Here is a 20,773-nt window from a genome sequence, read left to right as displayed (position 1 = left end):
GTGATATGAAATTTGATTCCATTGTGGAATCATTCAGCAAGAGGCTGTGGTTGTCTCAGTACACAACGCAGAAACAAAAAGAGAAACTAAAACACGTATAAAATTTTGTTTGTCTGCATGCCTCGTACCGTACCTTAAATACAATAAATACGTAAACCTATCAATGCCTTGTGTAAGTGCAGATAACTAACCTGCGTGACCCTGCAGAAACTAGTGAGTGAAAGGCACTTTGGTGCAATTCATTGGGAAGTGATTTCCCCATGTTCTGCATGGGGGTCACGCCAGACACCATAAAACTACAATGAATTTTTGAAGTTATTGATAATACAAATCAACTAGACGTATTACAATTGATGTGCCCACGATCTGTGAAGTGAAATAACAACCAGGCAACTCTTAAGAGCTCAAAATTGTAATTCCGGTGACTTTTTTGATTTCTTCACGATTCATTCCACTTGCTGCCAAAAATATTGCCAGCTTTATTGCATCTTGACCACGTTCTGACATCTTCAAGAGGTTTATCGTGCCAAGCTCCTTTACGATATTGTCCACATCTGGAATTGTTGTATTTTTGGAATTTTCTGCATGTATAGTATCTTCATTTTTCTTGGCATTGAGCAGCAAATCTATTTTGGGAAAATCCATTTTTTTCAATTGCTCTTCCAAATCATTCATGTCTGTAAATTCTATGACAATTTCCCCACATGATAGGTTGATTTTTACTTTGGCCATAAGTCTACAAGTTCATACTTGAAACACATCGCTTGGTAATTATCTTTTTTCCAAGTTGATGCGAACTCTTCTCTATTCTATAATACATGATTGCAAGAATTTACCTGACTGCATGAGGGCACAAATACTTCTGAGTTATTGCAATTCAAAATGTCATCCTCCATATCCAGAGTTTCCAATAAACGGCGCACTTGCAGGTACGTTGTATGGCTGTGTTACATCAATTCCTTGGTCTGTTGTAACTCGTACCTCGGTGAGGTCACTGCCCTCAGGTGGGGAAAGCGTGATCTTGTCTCCTGGATTGAGAATGGGAATTATGTCAGGTCTTGCGGTTCCGCCATAGTTGACCGTAACATTGGTAAGCGCGTTCATTCCTGTATTTTTGATAGTAACATGAGTCTCTGAGCCCATCTCGTCCTTTACAAGTATCGGATTAATCGAGATGTCGTATTTTTGAGAAGGAGGTATTATGGGAAGAAAGATGAGAGCAAAAAATATGACAATTGCTGCAAGAGCTCCACCAATTACTATTGTGAGTATAGGCTTTTTCAACTAGTAGTAAATTGATTGCTAAATATTTCAATGATGTCCTTCTGTCCAAGGCCGGTGACTGGATTGGCTATCCTATTTGTGGGCAAGATGCATACAATGGCCTTTTTTGACGCCTGTCTGATATGTGAATCCATTTACTCTTGATCGAATTTATTTTTCAATTAGAACAAGAAAATGAAATTAAACTTTTTTAAAACAGATTGACAACTAAATACCATTGAATAACTGCACATGTTATCGCCTACTTGGTCTGGAAAAAGGAGCGTCTGTACGTGAGATAAAAGATGCATATAGGAAGATGGCACTAAAATATCATCCTGACAAAAGTGTATCAAAACAAGACAATGAAAAATTTAAGTTAATACACGAAGCATATCAGATTCTTCGCACAGACCATGTTCGCTGTATGGGCGAACTAACTCGTCTAAAACCCAATGACCAAGTTCCACGCGATAATGGCACTGACTCGAAGGTGTCATACTGGAATGAATTCCATCCAAATAAAATTCTCAAAAAGAATTGGCGCAAATATACTAAATATGCAGAAAAAGCATATCATGACTTTTGCAAATACGAAGATGAAATGTGGGATTATTCTGAAAAAGTGATAAAGCGCACAACCTTGTTTGTGCCTCTTGTTGTTACACGGCAGACTCGCGTTTCACTTCTTTTTGTCTCACAAGTCTATGATCCTCTTTTAAAAAAAGGAAAGTATACTGGCGTACGCCTGAAAAATCGCCTGAAGCTGCTAAACAAAAACATCTGATTGAAATGATTTTATAAAAATAAAAAGAATGTAGTCTTTTTTTTGACTTCCATCTATTATCTGCGTCGCACCGCTGTCCAAATTCCTATACCGCTCAGAATTGCAGCAACTGCCATACCTGTAGCCCATCCGGACATTTGGCCTGAATCTGTACTATTGGCTGACTGTGTGCTGGCTGGAGGTGCTAGGGTAGACGATGTTTCACTAGGTTGTGCTGGTGCGGGTGCTGGTTGTGTACTAGCAGGTGCTGGTTGTGTGTTAGTTGTTGGTGTTGTGCTACTAGGTTGATTGCTAGATGGTGTTGAAGACATAGGTGATGACATGTTCATGCTTGGTGTTGTACTAGATTGATTGCTAGCTGATGTTGAAGACATAGGTGATGACATGTTCATGCTTGGTGTTGTACTAGATGTTGTTGGTGTTGTACTAGTTGGGTTGGAAGCTGCAGCTGCTGCTCCTACAATCACTTGACCTGTCATCCATGGATGAACTTGGCAAAAGTAGTTGTATGTGCCAGGATTGTTGAAGGTAAACGAAAAGTCCTTTCCAGATGCGATCAAACTACTATCGAAGATAGTACCAGTCTGATTGTCTGATGGACTACCACTTGTTACAGTGTGGCTGACTTTGTCATTGTTTTTCCATTCTACAGTTGTGCCTGTTGCTACATTGATAACATCTTGGTCAAAACAGTTGTTTGCTTGTGAACAGTTTGGACTTGAGCCTGCGCCGGCTGAAATGTTTACGGTTGTTCCAGACTCTTGTGCAAAAGCTGACGGAGCTATTGCAAGAATCGCAACTAGGGTCAAAACACCAAATAATGCGCCCATTGGTTTTGACATCATACTCCTCATACCGACATAATCAATTAATAAATTCTATGAATCGCTATATCTGCCGTTGATGTACATACGTAGTTTGCTATGGAAAATTGAATTACAAACATCTAGGTCACGCCTGATTGCAAAATATTGCATACTTGGATTGGCAGGATGTCTTTTCTTTGAATAAATTTCTTGCAAAACGGTTCAGAAATACCAAAAAAGTCAAAAACTCTAACGTTTTCCTTTGTAATGCCTTGCATTTTTTCGCTCCAAATCTGTATCAATAAATACCGGTAAAAAGTAGTTTATCTATGACAAGCATGAAATGTGTTGTATGCGGAATAGGATTCTTTTCTGCTACTGGCTCAGATAAATGTTCTAAATGTTCAGGAAAGGAAATGCACGGAGCTGCAGAAAGTCATGATTCTTGTGGTTGCGGACATAGCCACTAGAACTAATTTTTTACTGTTTTCGCTATCTCATTCAAATTCTTTATGAAATTATTTCTGTTATTGTCGATTCGTAGCAATTCCGTCATATCCAATAAAATGACTTGATAACCAATTTCTTAATATTGTCATTTTAAACAATATGATTTGTGAAAGCTCTGGTTTACGAAGAATATGCGCCAGACGATAACTATGCAAAAATTCTAAAAATCAAAGAAGTACCTGATCCTAAACCAAAACAAAATGAAGTTGTTTTCAAAGTAAAGGTTGCAGGATTAAACCACGATGATATTTGGGGAATGAGAGGAAAACCAATCGAGATTCCAATGCCGCATATTTCTGGAACTGATGCTGCAGGGGAAGTCGTTGCAGTGGGCGAAGATGTCACCACAATTAAGATTGGAGACAGGGTCGTATCACACGGTAACCTGTCATGCCGGGTCTGTATGGCATGCACCGAAGGTCGTGAGTATGATTGTCGACATAGAAAAATCTGGGGATTCCAGACAGGGCCTCTATGGGGTGGATACTGTGAATATGCTCATCTGCCAGAAGTAAACGTGATAAAGATTCCAGAAAATATCAGCTATGAGGAAGCTGCAGGAGCTTCAATGACAATGACCACTTCATGGCACATGCTAGTGGGTAGAGCAAAGATCAAACCAGGACAGACAGTTCTCATAATGGGCGGAACTTCTGGAATGGGAACATTTGGGATTCAAATTGCAAAATTATACGGTTGTGATGTCATTGCCACTGCAAGCCCAAACAAGCTTGAGGAATGCATAAGGCTTGGAGCAGATTTTGCAATAGATCACAGAAAGGATGATTGGCACAAAGAAGTCTTTGCTATTGCAAAAGACATTGCAAAAAAGAAGGGAATCGCTCCGGGGGTAGATGTTATCTTTGAGCATATTGGAGGATCGCATTGGAACAAGGAGCTGACATTGCTAAAATACGGAGCAACTCTGGTCACAACTGGTGCCACAACTGGGTATGATGTACAGACTGATCTCAGACATATATTTTTCAAAGGCATAAATGTTTTGGGCTCCACTCAGGGGACTCGCGCAGAACTTGTAGATGGCTTGTACTGGATGTCCCAAGGAAAGATAAAATCAATAATTGATTCAATCTATACTTTTGAAAATGCTGTAGATGCACACACCAAGATGCTAAAAGGTAGTTTTATTGGTAAGATTTTGATGAAACCAAACTAGGTTCACTCCTTCTCTAATGATATCGTGATATATTGCAACAAAAAAGAATTTGATCAATTTTACAATCTCGTTAATTGATACTCATAGAAAGTATGAAAACATGTCTAGATGATCTTATTGTTGTAACATGTTATTGATCTTGCTGAGTATTTGGGGATGCATGACAGAGCTTTCAAAAGACTGTGTTGACATGAGTAATGCCGCCTCTACGTATGTGGGAATAATAGCAGGCGCAATAATAGGCGGCGTAGTAAGCTGGTGGATATATGACAGGCAGAAGAAGACCTCGAATTCGCAGGATCACATACTGAACAGAATCAAAGAATTAGAGGAGAACCATGATGCAATACTGAAAAAATTAGCAGATTTTGATGATAAGCATGAATCAACCCTTGATGCAATGACTGAATTACACCGAAAAATTGACTCGCTTATACGCCAAGATGACGCATCTTAAAACCTGTCTTGATGACAAGTGTAATTTTTAAAACATAAAGCCTTTGATCCTGAAAATACTGGTTTGTCTTCGTATCTCTTTATTTTATTTTCATGATAATAATTATGAAAACTGAAAATCTGTAACCTTTTCTTAAATATCTGAGATGCGTATGATGTACTGAAGAAAGCCCTGTTCCAGACACAAAGTACCAAGGCAGATGGCTTTGGTACGAGGGTTTTCTTCGATGCATCTGAATGTTGTTTCCAAGATTTTGTCATTTGGTACAAATTGGATCATTTGTCACTTGCAGCAATCAATGGCTGTAAAATGCAATCATTGACAGGTTTGGCTAGATTGAAACAAAATACTTTTGGTAAAATCTTGCCAAATACATCTGATCCATAAATTAAAAGTTTTTTTACAATTGCTTATATAACGGTAAATTGATTCGCAATTATTGAATATTCGACTTGATGGACTTTTGCTGCTTCTAGTAATACTTGGTTCTGCCATAGCAGTTCCAGCATTTGCGCAGCAGGCAAATTCACAAAATATCACTAATACGACTATGGCACGACAAGGCACTCCATCCAGTCTTCCTTCTTACATGCTCAATAATGCAAGTTCAGCTATTGGAACTCCGTCATCAGGATCTGTTGCGGTAACCGTAACAACTGACAAGTCATCTTATAACGATGGGGACAAGGTAACGGTGTCAGGTACTACCCGAGATTATATGGGTGACAGCACTCCTCTTACACTTATTCTAAGAAACCCAGTTGGAAACATAATCAAAGTAGACCAGATCACAGTGGGAACAGACAAGACCTTTTCTACTTCTGTGATTGCTACTGGTCTTTTATGGCAATCTGCTGGAACGTATACAATATCTGTCCAATATGGCAGTCCAGACAGATCTGCAACTACGTCATTCAAGTTCTCAGGTTCTGGTGGAGGATCATCGGGTCCAAGCACTATTCAAGTTGATGGTACAAGTTATTCAATAAGCTACACTATAACAAACGGTAAAGTTCTTGATATCAAGGCAGATTCAGCATCAAAGTCTTTGACAGTGTCAATTCAGACAACAGGTGATGGCTTGTTGACAATTACAATGCCTAGGGCAGTAATTGATGCAACAAACTCAAACGGTACTGATACTGAATTCGTTGTTCTAAACGACGGCCAACAAAATATGATGGCAAATGAGACCATGACTACACACACAGATAGAACACTTGCAATTCCATTCAAGAATGGAACACAGCAAATAGAAATAATCGGCACATTTGCGATTCCAGAATTTGGCCCAATCGCAGCCATGGTACTTGCAATTGCAATCATATCGATAATTGCAATCTCAAAAAAGACCGGGCTTAGAGTCTTACCAAGATATTAGGTTAAAACCTGATATCTACAACAACACTATATACTACACTAGAAAGAGAAAATCGTGGAAAATTTACTGACAAATGACGAAATCGTTTGGCTCTGTAAATTCCTGGAAGGAAAAGGTAGTAACGACGAAATTATAACAAAAATAGTCACTATCACAACTAAACTTCAAAAGATGCAGCGTAGGTAATGTTTCAAATACTATATCTCTGGTTTGAGTGCGAGATTCTGGTTTAGGATATAAATCAGGCTAGTCAAACTATTATGAAATGGAAAGCCCGAAAAACATTTTGTACCGTGAAGCGCAAACGTTTTCGCATTCTTTGATATGGCTTGTTGTTCTTTGTATTACCTTTGGCAGTGTTTACTTTGCACTGCCACCGCTTTTTGAGTTGACAGGCGATAGGGTTCCAACAACTACAGTAGTAGTTGCATCCTCTGTTTTCTTGGCAATTGGGTTCATTTTACCAGTATTACTTCTTACGATCAAGCTTAGAATTCAAGTGCGCGATGATGGCTTGTACATAAGGATCATCCCATTCCAGTCTTCGTTCAAAAAGATCTCACTTGCAGATCTCAAAAATTGTGAACCTTATGAACAAAGGGGAAAAGAAGAAAATCAACTAAGCCTCAGATGCGCAATTTCAAAAAAAGCATATTCTCTTGGGGGCAAACGTGGAATAAAACTAGAATTCAAGAATGGTCAAACAATACTCTTAGAATCAAAACGTCAAGAGAAAATCATTCAAGCCATAAAGAATGTAAGTAACAAGAGCGCCTAGTATAGAAAACATTGGCATAGGCTGTTTGGTTAAAAATGATACTCTACAACCAACGCCTTAAACTTTATTACAATTGGATTGATGCATAATGTGTGAACGAAGCGTATGTTCTACTAAACGTAGATTATAAAAAACAAAAAAACATAATAGAACAGGCAAAAAAACTCCCTACCGTAAAATCCGTAAAAACCACTTATGGCATATATGATATTCTGATAGTACTTGAATCAAATAACATGCAAGAAATTAAGCAAACAATAGATGTAGACTTGCATAATATAGACGGTATAAACAATCTCACCTCCCTTATCTCTATTAACTAAGTTGGTTCAAGAATACGAAATAATTGTAATTGGCGGCGGTCCTGCGGGATTGAGTGCGGGAATTTTCGTTGCAAGACAAAAAACATCCTGTCTACTAATATCAAAAGATCTTGGAGGACAAATGAACCTGATCCCAAAGCTTGAGAATTATCCTGGCACGTTAATGTCAAGTGGACCGTTGCTTGCAAAAACATTGGAAAGCCAATATCTTTCGTTCAATGGCGAGATAGTTTACGATACTGTTCAAATGATTGAGGAGACTGAATCTGGGATGAAAGTCAAGACAAGCAGATCTGAATATATCTCAAAATCAATCGTTCTTGCTCCTGGCAAAGTTCCAAACAATCTGGGTGTAGAAAACGAATCGACATTTTCAAACAAAGGTGTTCATTACTGTACAAAATGTGATGCCCCATTTTACCAAGGTAGAGTAACAGCTACTGTAGGCGTGGGCGGATATCTATTAGAATCTGGAATCTTGCTTTCAAGGATGGCATCAAAAGTATACCTGATTTACAAAGGAGGTGCATTGGGAGGAGACAAAGAGATGATTGCATCTATTGAAAAGAAGGAGAATGTACAACTAGTGCCACAATCCTCAATCAAGGCCATCTCTGGCAACAATACTCTCCAATCAATTGTGGTTTTAGACAACTCGGGCAAGGAGACAACCCTTCAGGTGGATGGTTTGTTCATTGAGATGGGCTCGAAGATAAACTTGGATTTTGTAAAACATTTGGTAAAAATTAACACAAAGGGAGAAATTGAGATCTCTGAAGGAAATGCTACTGCACATCCAGCAATATTTGCTGCAGGTGATGCAACCAACATCCCGTACAAACAGATTGTGGCAGCATGCGCAGGTGGGGCAACTGCTGGACTCTCGGCATTCAATTACATAGAACGCCTAAAGGGAAAACCCGGAATTCGTGCAGACTGGAAAAAGACTATTGGGGATACTATATTTCACTACTAGATTTTTGTCCATGATGTTATTCGTAGAGCCTGCCTATCGTTAGGCAAATTTTTTGATCTTTTTGTTATAGAAAATACTTGCACAACTTCTTATCTTTTCATAGTGTATAATTTGAAAGAGACTGTGGTATTAGTGCCTGTCAAGCCAGACCATAGTGCGCTTATCATGTCTTGACTTGCCACAGTTTCATTCTCTTAATCTGATGTTGCTGTGGTAGTCCAAATGTCATATAGGCGGCATTTTGTCAGAACTAATAGACCTGCTTTAACTTGAATATCAACTACATAAAATGCTAGAGTTCTTATGTAACTGGTCTTTACTGAAAACCATGTCAGCAGACAGGGAAATGCATCCAGCAGTATGCTCGGATTGCAAAAAAGAAACACAGGTTCCTTTCAAACCGCTTGAAGGAAAACCAGTGTATTGTCGTGAATGTTTACCCAAACATCGTACACAAAGAAGATTTTAGGCTGAAATACGCTTAAATCAATTTTTTACTTTTAATTGATTACCGAAGGTATTATCTATTTCATATGTCTGGGTATAGTTGGTCAAGTTGTCAACCAACAGATCTTTGGATTATGATTCTATATGCGAAAAGGTACTAAATCTTAATTCATCTATACGATTTGTAGGAGTAATAAACGAGAGAGGAAAACTCCTCTCAGGGGGACTACGTGAAGGACTAAAGTCTCTTGAGGATCCTAAAGATGACGAGATGCTCTTTACCGAGGTTGCTCTGAGAGCACGGATGAGAAAAGAGTTTGACAATCAATTAGGAAAGGTCAGGTTTGCAATGTCGCTTAGAGATAAAGTAATCATCATGAGTTTTCCCATTAACGAACATGATATTCTGTATGTATCTGCAAATACTGATTTAGATCACGGCAAAATTTCAATGAAGATACTGGAAATGCTTGATTAGGGACTCATTGATAATGTTTTACAATGGGTAGGCAGTTGTCTATTATCCTGAGAACTTCTGAACGAACTACATTTTTATCAATTGAAACCCATACTGTGTTCTTGCCTAGTGTAAATGAAATCGTCTGAACTTTTTCACGTTCTTCCCAGAGAAACTTTACATTTCCAAGTTGCTTGTTAAATTGCGTTGCCATGCCTCTCTGGGTTGCAAGATGGGAAAACTTGTTCTTTGTATTTTTTGTATTAAGCAGGGGCGTCAAATCGGCTCTTCTTACATGGGAGATTAACCAGCCGTTGTTATTTATGATGCCTGCAAACCTAACATAGGGGCTAATGTCGCTTATTCTCTCTGCAATTTCCTGTGCTTCAACTTTGTTCAATACCACAACTCTAAATGTTTGATATTTAACTATTCAGAAAAATAGCCTCCAAGAATCACTGATCGGTTTTTAGTATCAGAAATTCATGGTTATGTTGACTGATTTCGGTTCTCTCCGGCTATTGTCTCTGTATCTTCTAAATTTCTCCAGTAACCTTTATCATTCTCAAAGTGTGATATATGACACGGATTACAAGTCCCTGTTTGAAAAGGTAATGGCCATAGATCCAAAGATTCGCTTTGCTACAATATTTGATATGGGCGGAAAAGTACTATACAGCAGTCATAGGGAAGGAGTTGAGAATTTTCTCTCTCCTGAGGAAAGTCAAAAGTCTCTTCAGCTTGCCATAAATGCGTGGAAATCACGTAACGAAGTTTCCGATAAGATTGGTAGGGGAAAATATGCTCTAGTAGAATATGAAAAGATAAAACGAATCACAATGCCGCTAGATTTTGATCATATACTCTACATTACAACCGATGTGGAGGCAGATCATGCGCCAATCATATACCGAGCTCTTAGATTGAAACAAGACATGCTTCACAGCCCAGAAGGATTCCCGTAAACATTTATCAAAATTTATTTTATTTGTTATATTCTTGAAATGTATGTTTGAAATACAAAATTGTGTTTCCATGGAACAATGTCCAACTATGTGTTTATTTAGGAAATGAAATTAAAAAGTGAGAAAAGTTTGGAAATCTAGTTCCTTGAACTAGGTATCTTGATTATTCAGCTGCTGGCTGAGAACCTTCTACTATATCTGCAGTAGCAAATCTCTGGCCTACCTCAGTAATCTTTACTTTAGTGTTCTGACCAACCTTGCCGTTTTTGACAAATATCACAAATCCTTCTACTCTTGCGATACCGTCGCCTTTTCTGCTAATTTCCGTTACGGAAACATCGTATTCCTTTCCGGTTTCTACTGGTTTTGGTTTATTGTCGTCAAATCGTCTGTTACCGCCTCCGAATCCTCGGCCGCCGTATCCACGGTTAGACCTTCCTCCAAAACCGCCTTGGTTATAACTCATCGTTGCACCTCCTATCTTGATCCCCGTCACATTCCATCCTAATAAAAACGGATGTAAATTGCGCTTCAGTAAAACTGTTGGTTCATGCGATGAAAACACTTCCTTAAACATTTCTGAGCCAATGGAGAAAAAAGTTAGATTTCAGTGATTAACAACAAAAGCAAAAAGTATCAAGAGTTGAAAGGAATTCCAATAGTATCAGTTTCAGTAGCACTTGTAGTCTTCATAGTTGCTTTTTCAAGCATACAGGTATCACATTCTACTCTCTCTTACCACATGCTTGTTAACGTAGAACCTAAAACAAATCCCATATTGCAAGGGGACTATCCGGTAATAATGGGAAATGTCACGGATCAAGCCTACAAGCCAGTCGCTGATGCAACAGTGCTAATCTTGTTTGGATCTGAAGCCGTAACGACAACTACTGACAATCAGGGGGACTTTAGATACCAGTCTGCCATTCCGGCAACTCCAGGTACTTATGAAATAGATGTCACTATTTCAAAAACTGGATATGTAAAAGCACTTGCAAGCTCAACATATACTGTAAATCCATATCCTACTACAAAGAAGACCTCCGCAAATGTTACGACTGCACTCTCAAATACGATAACTGGCTTGCCAATATCTGCGGGAAACTATACTGTATCTCTTGGCAAAGTTGCTCAATGGAATCTTGAGACTACTTGCTTTGTGGACTTTGATAACAAGTACATGAGATTCCTAAAAACATGTGACTTGTACAACTTGGCACCTGAAGACTTTAAAGTAGATCAACAAATTATACCGGTGGTTACAGTCATACAGTATAACAATACATACAGGTTATTCCCAGAAAGTGTTTACATGTCAGCATATTATTTGGAAAATGACACGCTAAATAATTTCGTAACTGGAACATGGCAGAGCTATACTGCACCAAATTAATCTAGTAATGGGCTGATCAGTCTCTACTCGTATTTTAAGAGAACAAGTCTTTTTCTCTCATCTTTTCTGCATCTTTTTTCCACTCTGATGCAAAAAGGTTGTCAGGCTCATATTCGAGCACCTTGTCAAAATATGCAATTGCCTCGTCGTACTTGCCTAGGTGAAGTAGAGCTAGACCCTTGTTTACTGATATGTTGAGCTCATTTGGTTGTTGTTCTAACACTTTGTCAAAGCATCCTATGGCCTCCCTATATCTGCCCAAACTATCAAGAGAATAACCCTTCAAAGACAATGCCCCAAGATCGTCTGGATCTATTCCTAACGCTTCTTCAAAACACAGCAACGCCTCTTCCTGTCGGTTTATGCTTGGAGTTGACAGGCAAAGTCCTTTGTTGATTAGAGATGCAAAGCTATCTGATTCAATTTTCAATACCGCGTCATAATATTTTATCGCATCCTCAAATCTAAGCATGGTCTGAAGCGATATTGCCTTGTCATACAAAAATTCAGCATTATGTGGTTCTATCTCCAGTGCCTTGTCAAAACAAGATATTGCTTCCTCATGTCTCCCAAACTGTTGGAATTCAAGTCCGTCCTTATGGAGAGACTTGGCATCATCTGGTACCTTGATTGGTTTGTCCAATAATTGGTTTAATGGTTCATGATGGATAAAGATGCGTTTTCTAGAATGGGATGAGATTTGAAATGCATCATGTCTGGGAATAATAGCAAGTATCAAATAGAGATTTTTACAAAATATCGAAGATGAAAGAAGAGGTTGTACAATTAAGCAACATTGAGGTATCTGAATTAATTTCAGGCGTCAAACAACATTTTACAGAGTTGGGACTCCAGATAATTCACGAGGACAATCATGAAGGATATTGGAGCATAAAAGCTCACAAGGGAGGAACAATGTCTGCCATCAACTGGAAGCATAAGAGATGTTGAGATATTGATAACGGGATCAAGTAATAACTATGACTTGACTTTTAGGACTGGGGCATGGGGACGAGATATTGCAATTCCTGCACTTCTTGCAAGTGCAGTTTCATTTGGTGCTGGTGCAATTGTGGCAGGTGCCGAAGTTTACAGAGCACACAAGTTTGAAAAGAATTTTTGGGAATGGCTTAACCAAAAGATCAAATCTCTTAATGCAACAATGAGGGCTTCTCCAGTACCTTCTAACGAGAGAGTCTGCAACAAGTGCAATCTGCCGCTTCAATCCGAAGCGAAATTCTGCATGCATTGTGGCTCTCAACAATAGGATAAGACACACTGCAATAATTGTTGGCACGTAATTGGATACGATCTTCTAAAATCTGAAAATTAGTCTATTTTTGGTCAGAAAAATTGTTGAAAATATGGCAATCACAAAAACAAGAATGACCAAAGGACCAAATTCTGGTGTAGCTGCACTATTGCCTGATGAATTAGTTGCAAGAGGCGATGTCACAATTATTTCTCCTGTCATCCAAGGATGGATTGAACAAAAATAATCATACGTACCGGAGCTTATGAATATGAAAGAATATGTTCCCCCCGGACTCTATCGTGCCGCTGTCAAACACTTGTCCAGTATTGTTCCCTGACGGTGTCCCGCTTGTTACGGTATGTGTGGTACTGTCAATGTTTGTCCACGAAATCACTGTCTTAGGTGGCACAGTTATTGTGTCAGGATCATAGCAGTTCTTGGCTGAAATACAACCTTGACCTGCTTCACTACCTCCTGTGATATTTACTGAAACATTAGATCCATCTGCGAACGCTGGCATGATGACAGCAGTCAAAATTAATGCCAGCGCACCACTCCAAACTAATCTCATTTTACTAATTGACAAGACCTACACCCTGAATCAAACGTATCGGTAATTGTCGAATCCCGTTCATAGTTATGACACGCTGTACGCAGACATGCGTATAGAATCTAATGTATTAAAATAGGAGAAGTAATGAAATCGATGCATGCAAGGCTCCAGCGCACTTGACGGTTATGATCGTAAGAACGCAGATAAGGCACTTAAGATGCTTTACGTTGATAAGAGCAACGAATTTCGAGAACTTGCAGAAGCAATAGGTTACCCTGCAACAAAAAAAGACTGGGAAAAAGTTATACTGAATTTCTGTCTAGACTTTGATGATTGTTTTAAGGCTTGGTCGGACGAGCATACCTCGTCAGAGCACAACAAAGTACACAAATGCATGACAATGATGAGGCAGATAGCACGTGGAAAAACAAACATGACAGAGGTTACAAAATTACAAACTATTGCTTATAGAATTGCAGAAGATTTCAAATCCATCTATAAGAGAACAGACACTCTCTGAATCTGTCTTATCTGATGGCATATTGTCTATTTTTGGTAGTTGATCAAACAAGCTGAGTAGGTACTGTGAAAATCCTCACATTGAGTCATATTATCGGTCTTTGAGATTCTAATTGATGCCAAACGTAGATAAGATACCTGTAGATGAAATGTTGAAAGCTTTGGAGCACTATGGAGTCAAACGTGAAATGCTTGAGAAATTGCATCCATCTCCTGAAACCATTGCACACTTGTATTCATCCATAAAAAAAGCAAACGCGTATCCGTGATTTTTTTTGATTTGAGAAAAAATAACAAAAAATATCTGTAAATGATTTACCTATCTGACATATTGCTTACAGAATTCTAGTTTGATACGTAGTTTACAATGCCTTTGAACCGAGAATTGTTCTTCAAGCGTCCAAGATCCTTATCTTGGGAGGCTGCCTCTTTCCATGAAGAGTCAAGACGAATTGCTCTTTCAAGAGATGTGATTGCTCCATACTCATCACCCTTTATGGAACATAAACATGCTTTATTGTACAATGCTTCGGAGTTGCCATGATCAAGCCTAATGATTCTGTTATACAAGTCAAGTGCTTCATTATTTTGTCCAAGTTTGTATAGCGAATGGCCTTTGAATGTAAGGGCGTTGACATAGTCGGCATCGATTTTTAATGCAGCATCAAAACACTCGACTGCCTGTTGATACATCTCGCTCTTGTACAATGAAATTCCTTTGTTGGATAAAACGTGAACATTTTCTGGTACGCGTTCCAGCGCCTTGTTAAAACATTCTAATGCTTCAGTATATTTTCCAGTAGAATCTAAAACCACTCCTTGTTGTTTAGTACTGCCATTTTAGTAGGATTTTTTTTGAGAATATACTCGTACGTTTCAATTGCTTTTTGAGAATTACCTGTTAAATGATAAAAGTTGGCCATTCTGAGTAGGTATTCATCTTCTTCAATTATTGACTTGCTTGCTTGTAAAAGATTTTTTCTCATCTGGTCATTCTCTTCTAGGAGCGATGACACTTCTTGTTTTATCTCGTCTTGTACTGTCATGTTTTGCTCTGATCTGAGCACAAGTGGCAGACCTGTTCCGGCCAAAATCTTTGCAACGTATGTTCTATTTTCTTCAAATTTGGAATTTTCATCTTGTGGAGGAGACGGAGCTATGGCACTTGGTTGAGTTTCCATCTCTTGTTGTTTTTGTGTCTGACTGTCTTCTGTTCGTATCTCTGTAGTATTGTTTTTCTTAATGCTGTTTGATATGATATCTTGAATTTTTTTTATATTGTCTTCAGAATTCCAATGTGGCTGATCTTTAATTGAAATTGCTCCATCTATCCTAGTCAACATTGTGTTATACTGAATTGCGTCAATACTCTGAAGATTCTTAAAAAATGAAAGTACGGATACTGTTCTTTCTTTTGCAGTCCCTGGTGAATTGTCATAGATTCTGCTTGCAATTGAGTCAAAGGGAGCAGGCAGTGCAAGAAAGCTTTCTTTTGCAATGGATTTTAATACATATTTGTCTCCTTTGGACTCTGCTATATTTTCGTCAACCTTTGCCCTGAACCTTGTTATGCTTTTCTCAAGTTCTTCCAATGTGGGAAAGGTTCTCTCAGGAGACTTGAACCTATTCAACGAGGGAAATTTCAAACCTACAATAATGCTGTAAATCCGACTAATAATGCAATCTCTTTTGATCGATTTTTTTCTATAACGCCTAAAATAGGTATAAAATATCAGGCCACACTGTTGTCTTCTAGGAATAACTGACGAGGACTACACAGCACCATAAAAGATCATATTTTTCAATGATCAAGTGAAACATTATCCATGACAGAGTCTGTTAGGAAGAAAGATTTTCTATTGTTTATAGAAAAGGAAGCAAAAATCCACATTGATAGTTATATTGAAAGCGCCATACATTTGGCCGAGGAGGTTCATTCTGGAGTCCGAAGGGAAGATGGAGCATCGTCATTTCTTGAGACTCATATATTTCCAGTAACAATAAACGTAATCAGACATTACAAGCGTGCCAACAAACCCATGACTACTATTCAGATAGTTTCTGCAATACTGCATGACGTGATGGAAGACAACGAGCGAATCTTGGATCTTCATGCATCAAAATCATATGGTTTTGATGCGTACTTCAGTCATAGATTTGGTGAGTATGTTTACAGGGCAGCTTCGACTCTGAAAACAAAACCATTGGAAATCTACCCTGGACTAACTGACAAAGAACGCGAATTGGAGAGGTTTCGTGAATATTGTAATGTTTTAACAAAATCTGATTATGATGTAAAAGTAATCAAGCTGGCAGACAGGTTAAACAACATGAGATTCATTTCAAAGGTTCCTGGGCACGAGAAAGTATCTCGATACATGAAAGAAGCCGAGGACTTTTACATTGCTTATACTATCATTGAGCCAAGAATGGACGACTTTTATTCTGAAATTAGGGAAGCATACGAAGATTTAAGAAAAACTGAAAAAGAAAAAACAAGAATAACTGCATAAAGTTTGAAATAATGTTGTCTATCCGTACTGATAATTGATTCCCTTCTCTCCATGAGGATGTTTCCAGTCTGTCTCTTCTGAACAAGTACCGCATTCAACACATCCTTCGTGTTGTATCATCACTCCATCTTTTTCCATGAGATAACATCTTGTGGGACACAAAGTTACCATTTTTTTCATGAATTCACTGGTGGGTTTTAGTACCTTGATGTGAGAACTACTGTCATCGTTGAATTTTAATTTCGCAACTCTTTGGGCAATGGATGGAATGGTTGGAGTATAAGATGCTGATATGCTCTTGCCAAGTCTTTCTGCAAGCTCAGTTGGCACCTTGACATATGTATCAACAGTTTCGATGATTGGCAATAATTTTTCATATCCTAGAATATTAGCAAACCCTACCGCAAAGCTTCTCAAAGTGTCACTTGACATCATCTTTACAACTAGACCGTATTTTGAACTGATGATATCCTTTGGAACATCTTTTGCAGCGTCAAGAAATATCTTCAGATAGTCTTTGTCTATTGCTTTCAAGTCATGAGTATATGGGCTCTCTTCTACTGACTGTGAATAGTGTTCGCCGAGATATTTTTCTGTAAAATCGCCTTTGTCTAATGCTCTTGCAACTGCATCTGCTGCTCTTACTGCATCATCAATTCCTACATTGAGTCCCTCTATTCTAGGACCTACAAATATTCCCCTGCCAGCTGCGTCTCCTACAAATAATATGTTTTTAAAGTAAGGCTTTTCCATTCTGCACCGCTTTCCATCTGGAACCAGCTTTGCACTATACTCTAATTCGACATAATCAGTTTCAAACTTGATGCCATATTTTGTTGACATCTGGTCTCTAAGAGACGCTAATTGGGTTCCTATCTCATCAACTGATCCGTATTTTCCTTCTTTGACTAGTCTTTCTTTTTCCTTTTTGGAATAATAAACATCCCTTAACTCCGACCATGTCTTTATCATTTTTGTTACAGCAAAGCGAACCCGCATCTGTTCTTCTTTTGCAGCATCTTTGTCTATCTCAGCTCTTACTGGGACCTCATCTTTGACAAATTCACTTATCATTGGATTTTTTAGCAATGTGTTTATAAGCTCATAAGGCTCGTTTGGTGTTTCTAAAAGCGAGTCCAAGTGGTACACAGCTCCCAATGACAAGTATCGCGATTAGTGTATAGAAAACCTCCTCCTATGTGATTTAGTGTGACATCTCCGGCAAAAAGATGTGCGGCGCCTTCGTCTTGTCCTATTGAAAACCTCTGGTTAATAATTTCCTCAGGTAATTTTGCAACCACCTTGACTCCTTGGTAGAGCTCATTTGGAGAAAACTTTTGTCGTGCACCAGTCATGTAAGCAATTTCAGAGTTTACACCATCTGCTGCAATTATTGCCTTGACCTCAATCTCTTCAAGCTCATCTGTTTGTATGATGGTGCGTCCGTCTTCCCATCTTATGGCACTGACATGAACTCCTGTTATTATTCCTCCACCATGTTTTTGAGCTGCTTCTCCTGCTTGTTGTGAAAACCATTGGTTTAGTTTGTTCATAAGTACAGAGCAACCAAAATTTGCTTCATATTCGTGGGCAGCAGTCAAGTCTATGGAGAAGATCTTGTCTTTTGAAGTTGCATGCAAAATGTATTTTGTTATCTTTCTCTCAAAAGGGGCATCCTGTAGAAAATTTTCATATATGTCTTCTACATTGTACACTTTTCCTTTTTTCGGTTTTTTTGAATAGAGAATACCGCCTGAGATATTTTTAGCTCCTGTCTTACTTCCTGCCTCAAAAAGAATTGCCTGTTTTCCTAATGTGGACAGTCGCTTCAGTGCCGCAAGTCCTGCCGAGCCTCCGCCGATGATAGCTACATCATATTTTTCCAACCCATTCCACCCTATGCTTGAACTACCTGCTTTTGCTTCTTTATCTCTTCTATGAGGATTGGAATGACGTCCTCCATTCTTCCTTTTATGAAGACATCGCACTCGTCTTTGATTAATGCGTTCTCGTCTGGATTGATTGCAATGATTATCTCTGACTCTTTCATGCCTGCGATGTGTTGCATGGCGCCGCTGATTCCAACCGCTATGTACAATTTTGGATTGACTTTTCTTCCGCTAGTTCCTATCACCCTGTCTGGTATTAGGTAAGTGGAATCGACTGTTTGGCTTACAGAAAATGGTTTTTTGGATAGAGGTAGGGTGATTCCAATTTGCGCATCTAATTCTGCCGCTAGTTGTTCAATTAACTTGATGTTTTGTTCAGGTGAGTCTTTGACTCCTCGGCCAAAGCTTACTATTGTCTTGTGGCTATCAAAGTCGATTTCGCTTTTGATTATTTTGCGGTCTATAACCTTTACCTTCAGATCCTGTTCGTCAAACTTTGGTGTATACTCAATTATCTTCCCCTCTCGATTCTGGTCAGGCTGAATTGTTTCAAAAACTCCTGGTATTATACTACAAGCTTGTGGATGATAGTCTTTTGGCATTGCTGGATTTTTATTATCTAGACAAAGGATTGTAGTCCACAAAAATCCAGAAAAGTCTGGTCTGTACATCTCAAGTGTTTTTTCATAAGTGAGAGGTTTTCCACCTGTCTTGTTTTGGTGAGTAATCTGAAGATCCCCTACAACCAATTTGTTGATATCTGATGCAAGACCTGAATCTAGGTGAGCCAAAACTGTTGCAGAAAGATGTCTTCCTATGCTATCGGCAGCAAAGAACATGTATCTTGGTCTCCTGAACTGTGAAGCGTATTCTGGTTCTATCTTTGCTGCAATATCTCTATCTAATGCAATCTGGGATATTGTCTTAGTGTAAATTGTATTTCTGATATATCTCAATTCTGGATTGTCTGCACAAATTACTAGCATCTGCTCCATGTTGAATCAAAGTTTTTGGCATGTCTTTTATGTTGTACCCCAATAAAACCGCAACAACTTTTTCTTTAGATGAATATTTCTTGTTGAAATTATCTAATATTCTTCTTGCTTCTCCGAGCATTTCAAGACTTACTTGTAATATTGTTCCCTCTTCGTGTTCTATTATAATGTACACATGTCTGTAGTCTCCTTCTGTCATTTTATCACCACTGTGGATAGGGATTGCCGCAATCTTGCGACAAGTTTGCTGATCTGCTCTTGATTTGAACCGTCTATGATCTCGGCTTGTCTTGCGGCCTTGCCTTTTGGTATACGTTCTACCTTGTATACTATAGTCGGTGAGCCAGATATTCCAATAAGTTTTGGATCCGCTTCTATCTGAGCTGGCATTGAAGACTTTTAGATATTGCTTAAAGTTTTGAGCACGCTCGCCTGCCTCCTTTTGGTATTTCTCGTAAGCTAATCGTTGTGATACTGTATTGAATTTGGGTTTGTATGAAGGATCTATTGCAATGAAAACAGGAAGTGGAGCTTCAATCTCTTCAACTACATCGTAAACTCCTTGCATTCTGACAAGTCTTTTGGCCCTGATTGTTCTGCTTTCAAGATTTATTTCATAGTCTATTACATGTCCAAGAAATGTCATTCCAAGTTTCCATGCTGTTTGGGGGCCTGTTTGTCCAGTCTCACCATCTGAGGCTCGGTGCCCAGAAAATACAATATCCATCTTCCCATTCATTTTCTGCACTCCTGCCTTGAGTACTTCGGCAGTTGCCAGTGTATCGGCACCTGCAAAGACTCTATCGCTATAAAGGCAAAGCTCATCTGCATCAGACATCAATTGTGCATGCTGTAGCATGGATTCTGCCATGGGTGGTCCCATCGTAGCCTATTGAGATCTTGGCACCATACTTTACCTTGGCATAAAAGGCTGCAGAAACAGCGATGGCGCTATGCGGGCCTAGTATGTTTTTTGTTTCAGCTCGATTAAGAGTGCCATCTGGGTTATAACTTACATTTCCTTCTGAAAAATCGGGTTCAAGTTTGACAATTACGGCAGTATTTATTGGATCCATCTGATTTTAAGAAGTCATACTTTGATTTTATCTATTGTGGTCATTCTTATATCTGATATCTGAGAAATTGCGCTTCGATGATCTTATCTACAGAAAATAAATTCTATTCCTTGCTGATTCTAAATTATTGAGAAACTACTTGCCTCAATGTCAAATTCTTTGTAAATGTTATACCTTTTTATCATCTGAGGCTTTTCTATTTGCCGGAAAAAATCTAGTTGATAAATTTCAATAGTTCAGATTAAATAAGAGT

Annotated in this window: 31 protein-coding genes; 17 read left to right on the top strand and 14 right to left on the bottom strand. The window is 38.7% G+C overall.

Annotated features, from left to right (window positions below; all coding sequences use genetic code 11):
• Positions 1-396 precede the first annotated feature (396 nt).
• Together DYY67_RS03755 and DYY67_RS03750 are read right to left on the bottom strand one after the other, a co-directional pair.
• Positions 397-732, bottom strand: a complete 336-nt coding sequence (locus DYY67_RS03755; protein WP_166390883.1) for a hypothetical protein — start codon at positions 730-732, stop codon at positions 397-399.
• A 153-nt stretch (positions 733-885) separates the two neighbouring features.
• Positions 886-1,284 (bottom strand): hypothetical protein, encoded by a 399-nt coding sequence (locus tag DYY67_RS03750; RefSeq protein ID WP_166390882.1) that lies wholly within the window; start codon positions 1,282-1,284, stop codon positions 886-888.
• Positions 1,285-1,501: 217 nt separating this feature from the next.
• Between DYY67_RS03750 and DYY67_RS03745 the strand changes: the two genes are divergently transcribed.
• Entirely contained in the window at positions 1,502-2,050 is a 549-nt protein-coding gene (locus DYY67_RS03745; protein WP_166390881.1) for a DnaJ domain-containing protein, read from the top strand.
• Positions 2,051-2,106: 56 nt separating this feature from the next.
• Here the strand turns inward: DYY67_RS03745 and DYY67_RS03740 are convergent, their stop codons facing one another.
• Positions 2,107-2,895: a cupredoxin domain-containing protein gene (locus DYY67_RS03740; protein WP_255492726.1), complete on the bottom strand. Its 789-nt coding sequence runs from the start codon at positions 2,893-2,895 to the stop codon at positions 2,107-2,109.
• Between the two features lie 577 nt (positions 2,896-3,472).
• Here DYY67_RS03740 and DYY67_RS03735 point away from each other — a divergent pair.
• The 8 genes from DYY67_RS03735 (at position 3,473) to DYY67_RS03700 (ending at position 9,383) form a co-directional block, all read left to right on the top strand.
• Positions 3,473-4,543, top strand: coding sequence for an alcohol dehydrogenase catalytic domain-containing protein (locus DYY67_RS03735; RefSeq protein WP_166390879.1), 1,071 nt, complete (start codon positions 3,473-3,475; stop codon positions 4,541-4,543).
• 160 nt (positions 4,544-4,703) lie between these two features.
• Entirely contained in the window at positions 4,704-5,000 is a 297-nt protein-coding gene (locus tag DYY67_RS03730) for a hypothetical protein (RefSeq protein WP_166390878.1), read from the top strand.
• Between the two features lie 439 nt (positions 5,001-5,439).
• Positions 5,440-6,381 (top strand): PEFG-CTERM sorting domain-containing protein, encoded by a 942-nt coding sequence (locus tag DYY67_RS03725; RefSeq protein WP_166390877.1) that lies wholly within the window; start codon positions 5,440-5,442, stop codon positions 6,379-6,381.
• Positions 6,382-6,646: 265 nt separating this feature from the next.
• A complete protein-coding gene (locus DYY67_RS03720) occupies positions 6,647-7,159 on the top strand; it encodes a DUF6141 family protein (protein ID WP_166390876.1) in 513 nt (170 codons plus the stop codon).
• A gap of 92 nt (positions 7,160-7,251) precedes the next feature.
• Complete coding sequence (locus tag DYY67_RS03715) at positions 7,252-7,482, top strand: Lrp/AsnC ligand binding domain-containing protein (RefSeq protein WP_166390875.1); 231 nt, start codon at positions 7,252-7,254, stop codon at positions 7,480-7,482.
• 1 nt (position 7,483) lies between these two features.
• Entirely contained in the window at positions 7,484-8,458 is a 975-nt protein-coding gene (locus DYY67_RS03710; protein ID WP_166390874.1) for an NAD(P)/FAD-dependent oxidoreductase, read from the top strand.
• Between the two features lie 289 nt (positions 8,459-8,747).
• Positions 8,748-8,927: a CxxC-x17-CxxC domain-containing protein gene (locus tag DYY67_RS03705; protein WP_255492725.1), complete on the top strand. Its 180-nt coding sequence runs from the start codon at positions 8,748-8,750 to the stop codon at positions 8,925-8,927.
• Between the two features lie 78 nt (positions 8,928-9,005).
• Entirely contained in the window at positions 9,006-9,383 is a 378-nt protein-coding gene (locus DYY67_RS03700) for a DUF6659 family protein (RefSeq protein WP_320415948.1), read from the top strand.
• 4 nt (positions 9,384-9,387) lie between these two features.
• Here the strand turns inward: DYY67_RS03700 and DYY67_RS03695 are convergent, their stop codons facing one another.
• Positions 9,388-9,768 carry a hypothetical protein gene (locus DYY67_RS03695; RefSeq protein ID WP_445082570.1) on the bottom strand — a complete coding sequence of 127 codons (381 nt, stop codon included), beginning with the start codon at positions 9,766-9,768 and terminating at the stop codon, positions 9,388-9,390.
• Between the two features lie 208 nt (positions 9,769-9,976).
• On the opposite strand from DYY67_RS03695, the gene DYY67_RS03690 reads away from it, so the two are divergent.
• Positions 9,977-10,327, top strand: coding sequence for a hypothetical protein (locus tag DYY67_RS03690; RefSeq protein WP_166390871.1), 351 nt, complete (start codon positions 9,977-9,979; stop codon positions 10,325-10,327).
• Between the two features lie 163 nt (positions 10,328-10,490).
• Here the strand turns inward: DYY67_RS03690 and DYY67_RS03685 are convergent, their stop codons facing one another.
• Positions 10,491-10,823 carry a TRAM domain-containing protein gene (locus DYY67_RS03685; protein ID WP_320415947.1) on the bottom strand — a complete coding sequence of 111 codons (333 nt, stop codon included), beginning with the start codon at positions 10,821-10,823 and terminating at the stop codon, positions 10,491-10,493.
• A 147-nt stretch (positions 10,824-10,970) separates the two neighbouring features.
• Here DYY67_RS03685 and DYY67_RS03680 point away from each other — a divergent pair, with 147 nt between their 5' ends.
• The gene (locus tag DYY67_RS03680; RefSeq protein WP_218584691.1) at positions 10,971-11,720 is read left to right on the top strand and encodes a carboxypeptidase-like regulatory domain-containing protein; all 750 of its coding nucleotides are present in this window, start codon (positions 10,971-10,973) and stop codon (positions 11,718-11,720) included.
• Positions 11,721-11,754: 34 nt separating this feature from the next.
• Here the strand turns inward: DYY67_RS03680 and DYY67_RS03675 are convergent, their stop codons facing one another.
• Positions 11,755-12,363, bottom strand: coding sequence for a tetratricopeptide repeat protein (locus DYY67_RS03675; RefSeq protein WP_166390868.1), 609 nt, complete (start codon positions 12,361-12,363; stop codon positions 11,755-11,757).
• A 122-nt stretch (positions 12,364-12,485) separates the two neighbouring features.
• On the opposite strand from DYY67_RS03675, the gene DYY67_RS03670 reads away from it, so the two are divergent.
• The 3 genes from DYY67_RS03670 to DYY67_RS03660 all read left to right on the top strand — a co-directional run bounded on the left by DYY67_RS03670 (position 12,486) and on the right by DYY67_RS03660 (position 13,219).
• On the top strand, positions 12,486-12,671 hold the full coding sequence (locus DYY67_RS03670) for a hypothetical protein (protein ID WP_166390867.1): 186 nt from the start codon (positions 12,486-12,488) through the stop codon (positions 12,669-12,671).
• A gap of 4 nt (positions 12,672-12,675) precedes the next feature.
• Positions 12,676-12,987 carry a zinc ribbon domain-containing protein gene (locus DYY67_RS03665; protein WP_166390866.1) on the top strand — a complete coding sequence of 104 codons (312 nt, stop codon included), beginning with the start codon at positions 12,676-12,678 and terminating at the stop codon, positions 12,985-12,987.
• Between the two features lie 73 nt (positions 12,988-13,060).
• On the top strand, positions 13,061-13,219 hold the full coding sequence (locus DYY67_RS03660; RefSeq protein WP_166390865.1) for a hypothetical protein: 159 nt from the start codon (positions 13,061-13,063) through the stop codon (positions 13,217-13,219).
• Here DYY67_RS03660 and DYY67_RS03655 read toward each other — a convergent pair whose 3' ends face one another.
• Positions 13,220-13,495, bottom strand: coding sequence for a cupredoxin domain-containing protein (locus DYY67_RS03655; protein ID WP_166390864.1), 276 nt, complete (start codon positions 13,493-13,495; stop codon positions 13,220-13,222).
• 190 nt (positions 13,496-13,685) lie between these two features.
• On the opposite strand from DYY67_RS03655, the gene DYY67_RS03650 reads away from it, so the two are divergent.
• Both DYY67_RS03650 and DYY67_RS03645 read left to right on the top strand, forming a co-directional pair.
• Positions 13,686-14,048, top strand: a complete 363-nt coding sequence (locus DYY67_RS03650) for a hypothetical protein (RefSeq protein ID WP_166390863.1) — start codon at positions 13,686-13,688, stop codon at positions 14,046-14,048.
• A 115-nt stretch (positions 14,049-14,163) separates the two neighbouring features.
• Positions 14,164-14,316, top strand: a complete 153-nt coding sequence (locus DYY67_RS03645) for a hypothetical protein (RefSeq protein WP_166390861.1) — start codon at positions 14,164-14,166, stop codon at positions 14,314-14,316.
• A 76-nt stretch (positions 14,317-14,392) separates the two neighbouring features.
• Here the strand turns inward: DYY67_RS03645 and DYY67_RS03640 are convergent, their stop codons facing one another.
• Positions 14,393-14,863: a tetratricopeptide repeat protein gene (locus tag DYY67_RS03640; protein ID WP_166390859.1), complete on the bottom strand. Its 471-nt coding sequence runs from the start codon at positions 14,861-14,863 to the stop codon at positions 14,393-14,395.
• A complete protein-coding gene (locus DYY67_RS03635; RefSeq protein ID WP_218584690.1) occupies positions 14,854-15,693 on the bottom strand; it encodes a tetratricopeptide repeat protein in 840 nt (279 codons plus the stop codon). The genes DYY67_RS03640 and DYY67_RS03635 overlap by 10 nt, the downstream gene beginning before the upstream one ends.
• A 180-nt stretch (positions 15,694-15,873) precedes the next feature.
• Between DYY67_RS03635 and DYY67_RS03630 the strand changes: the two genes are divergently transcribed.
• Positions 15,874-16,560, top strand: coding sequence for an HD domain-containing protein (locus tag DYY67_RS03630; RefSeq protein ID WP_166390854.1), 687 nt, complete (start codon positions 15,874-15,876; stop codon positions 16,558-16,560).
• Between the two features lie 18 nt (positions 16,561-16,578).
• Here DYY67_RS03630 and DYY67_RS10620 read toward each other — a convergent pair whose 3' ends face one another.
• From DYY67_RS10620 to DYY67_RS10605, 5 genes are read right to left on the bottom strand one after another with little or no spacing between them, the layout of a single operon-like run.
• Entirely contained in the window at positions 16,579-17,700 is a 1,122-nt protein-coding gene (locus DYY67_RS10620; protein WP_255492724.1) for a hypothetical protein, read from the bottom strand.
• Positions 17,685-18,446, bottom strand: a complete 762-nt coding sequence (locus DYY67_RS10615; RefSeq protein WP_255492723.1) for a hypothetical protein — start codon at positions 18,444-18,446, stop codon at positions 17,685-17,687. The genes DYY67_RS10620 and DYY67_RS10615 overlap by 16 nt, the downstream gene beginning before the upstream one ends.
• 11 nt (positions 18,447-18,457) lie before the next feature.
• The gene (locus DYY67_RS03620) at positions 18,458-19,435 is read right to left on the bottom strand and encodes an electron transfer flavoprotein subunit alpha/FixB family protein (RefSeq protein ID WP_255492722.1); all 978 of its coding nucleotides are present in this window, start codon (positions 19,433-19,435) and stop codon (positions 18,458-18,460) included.
• The gene (locus DYY67_RS10610) at positions 19,374-20,327 is read right to left on the bottom strand and encodes a hypothetical protein (protein ID WP_255492721.1); all 954 of its coding nucleotides are present in this window, start codon (positions 20,325-20,327) and stop codon (positions 19,374-19,376) included. Before DYY67_RS10610 ends, DYY67_RS03620 begins: the two co-directional genes overlap by 62 nt.
• The gene (locus DYY67_RS10605) at positions 20,275-20,520 is read right to left on the bottom strand and encodes a hypothetical protein (protein WP_255492720.1); all 246 of its coding nucleotides are present in this window, start codon (positions 20,518-20,520) and stop codon (positions 20,275-20,277) included. Before DYY67_RS10605 ends, DYY67_RS10610 begins: the two co-directional genes overlap by 53 nt.
• Positions 20,521-20,773: the final 253 nt, after the last annotated feature.

This window comes from Candidatus Nitrosotalea sp. TS, from assembly GCF_011319465.1.
Classification (GTDB): domain Archaea; phylum Thermoproteota; class Nitrososphaeria; order Nitrososphaerales; family Nitrosopumilaceae; genus Nitrosotalea.
This window is presented reverse-complemented; position numbering and strand designations above follow the sequence as displayed.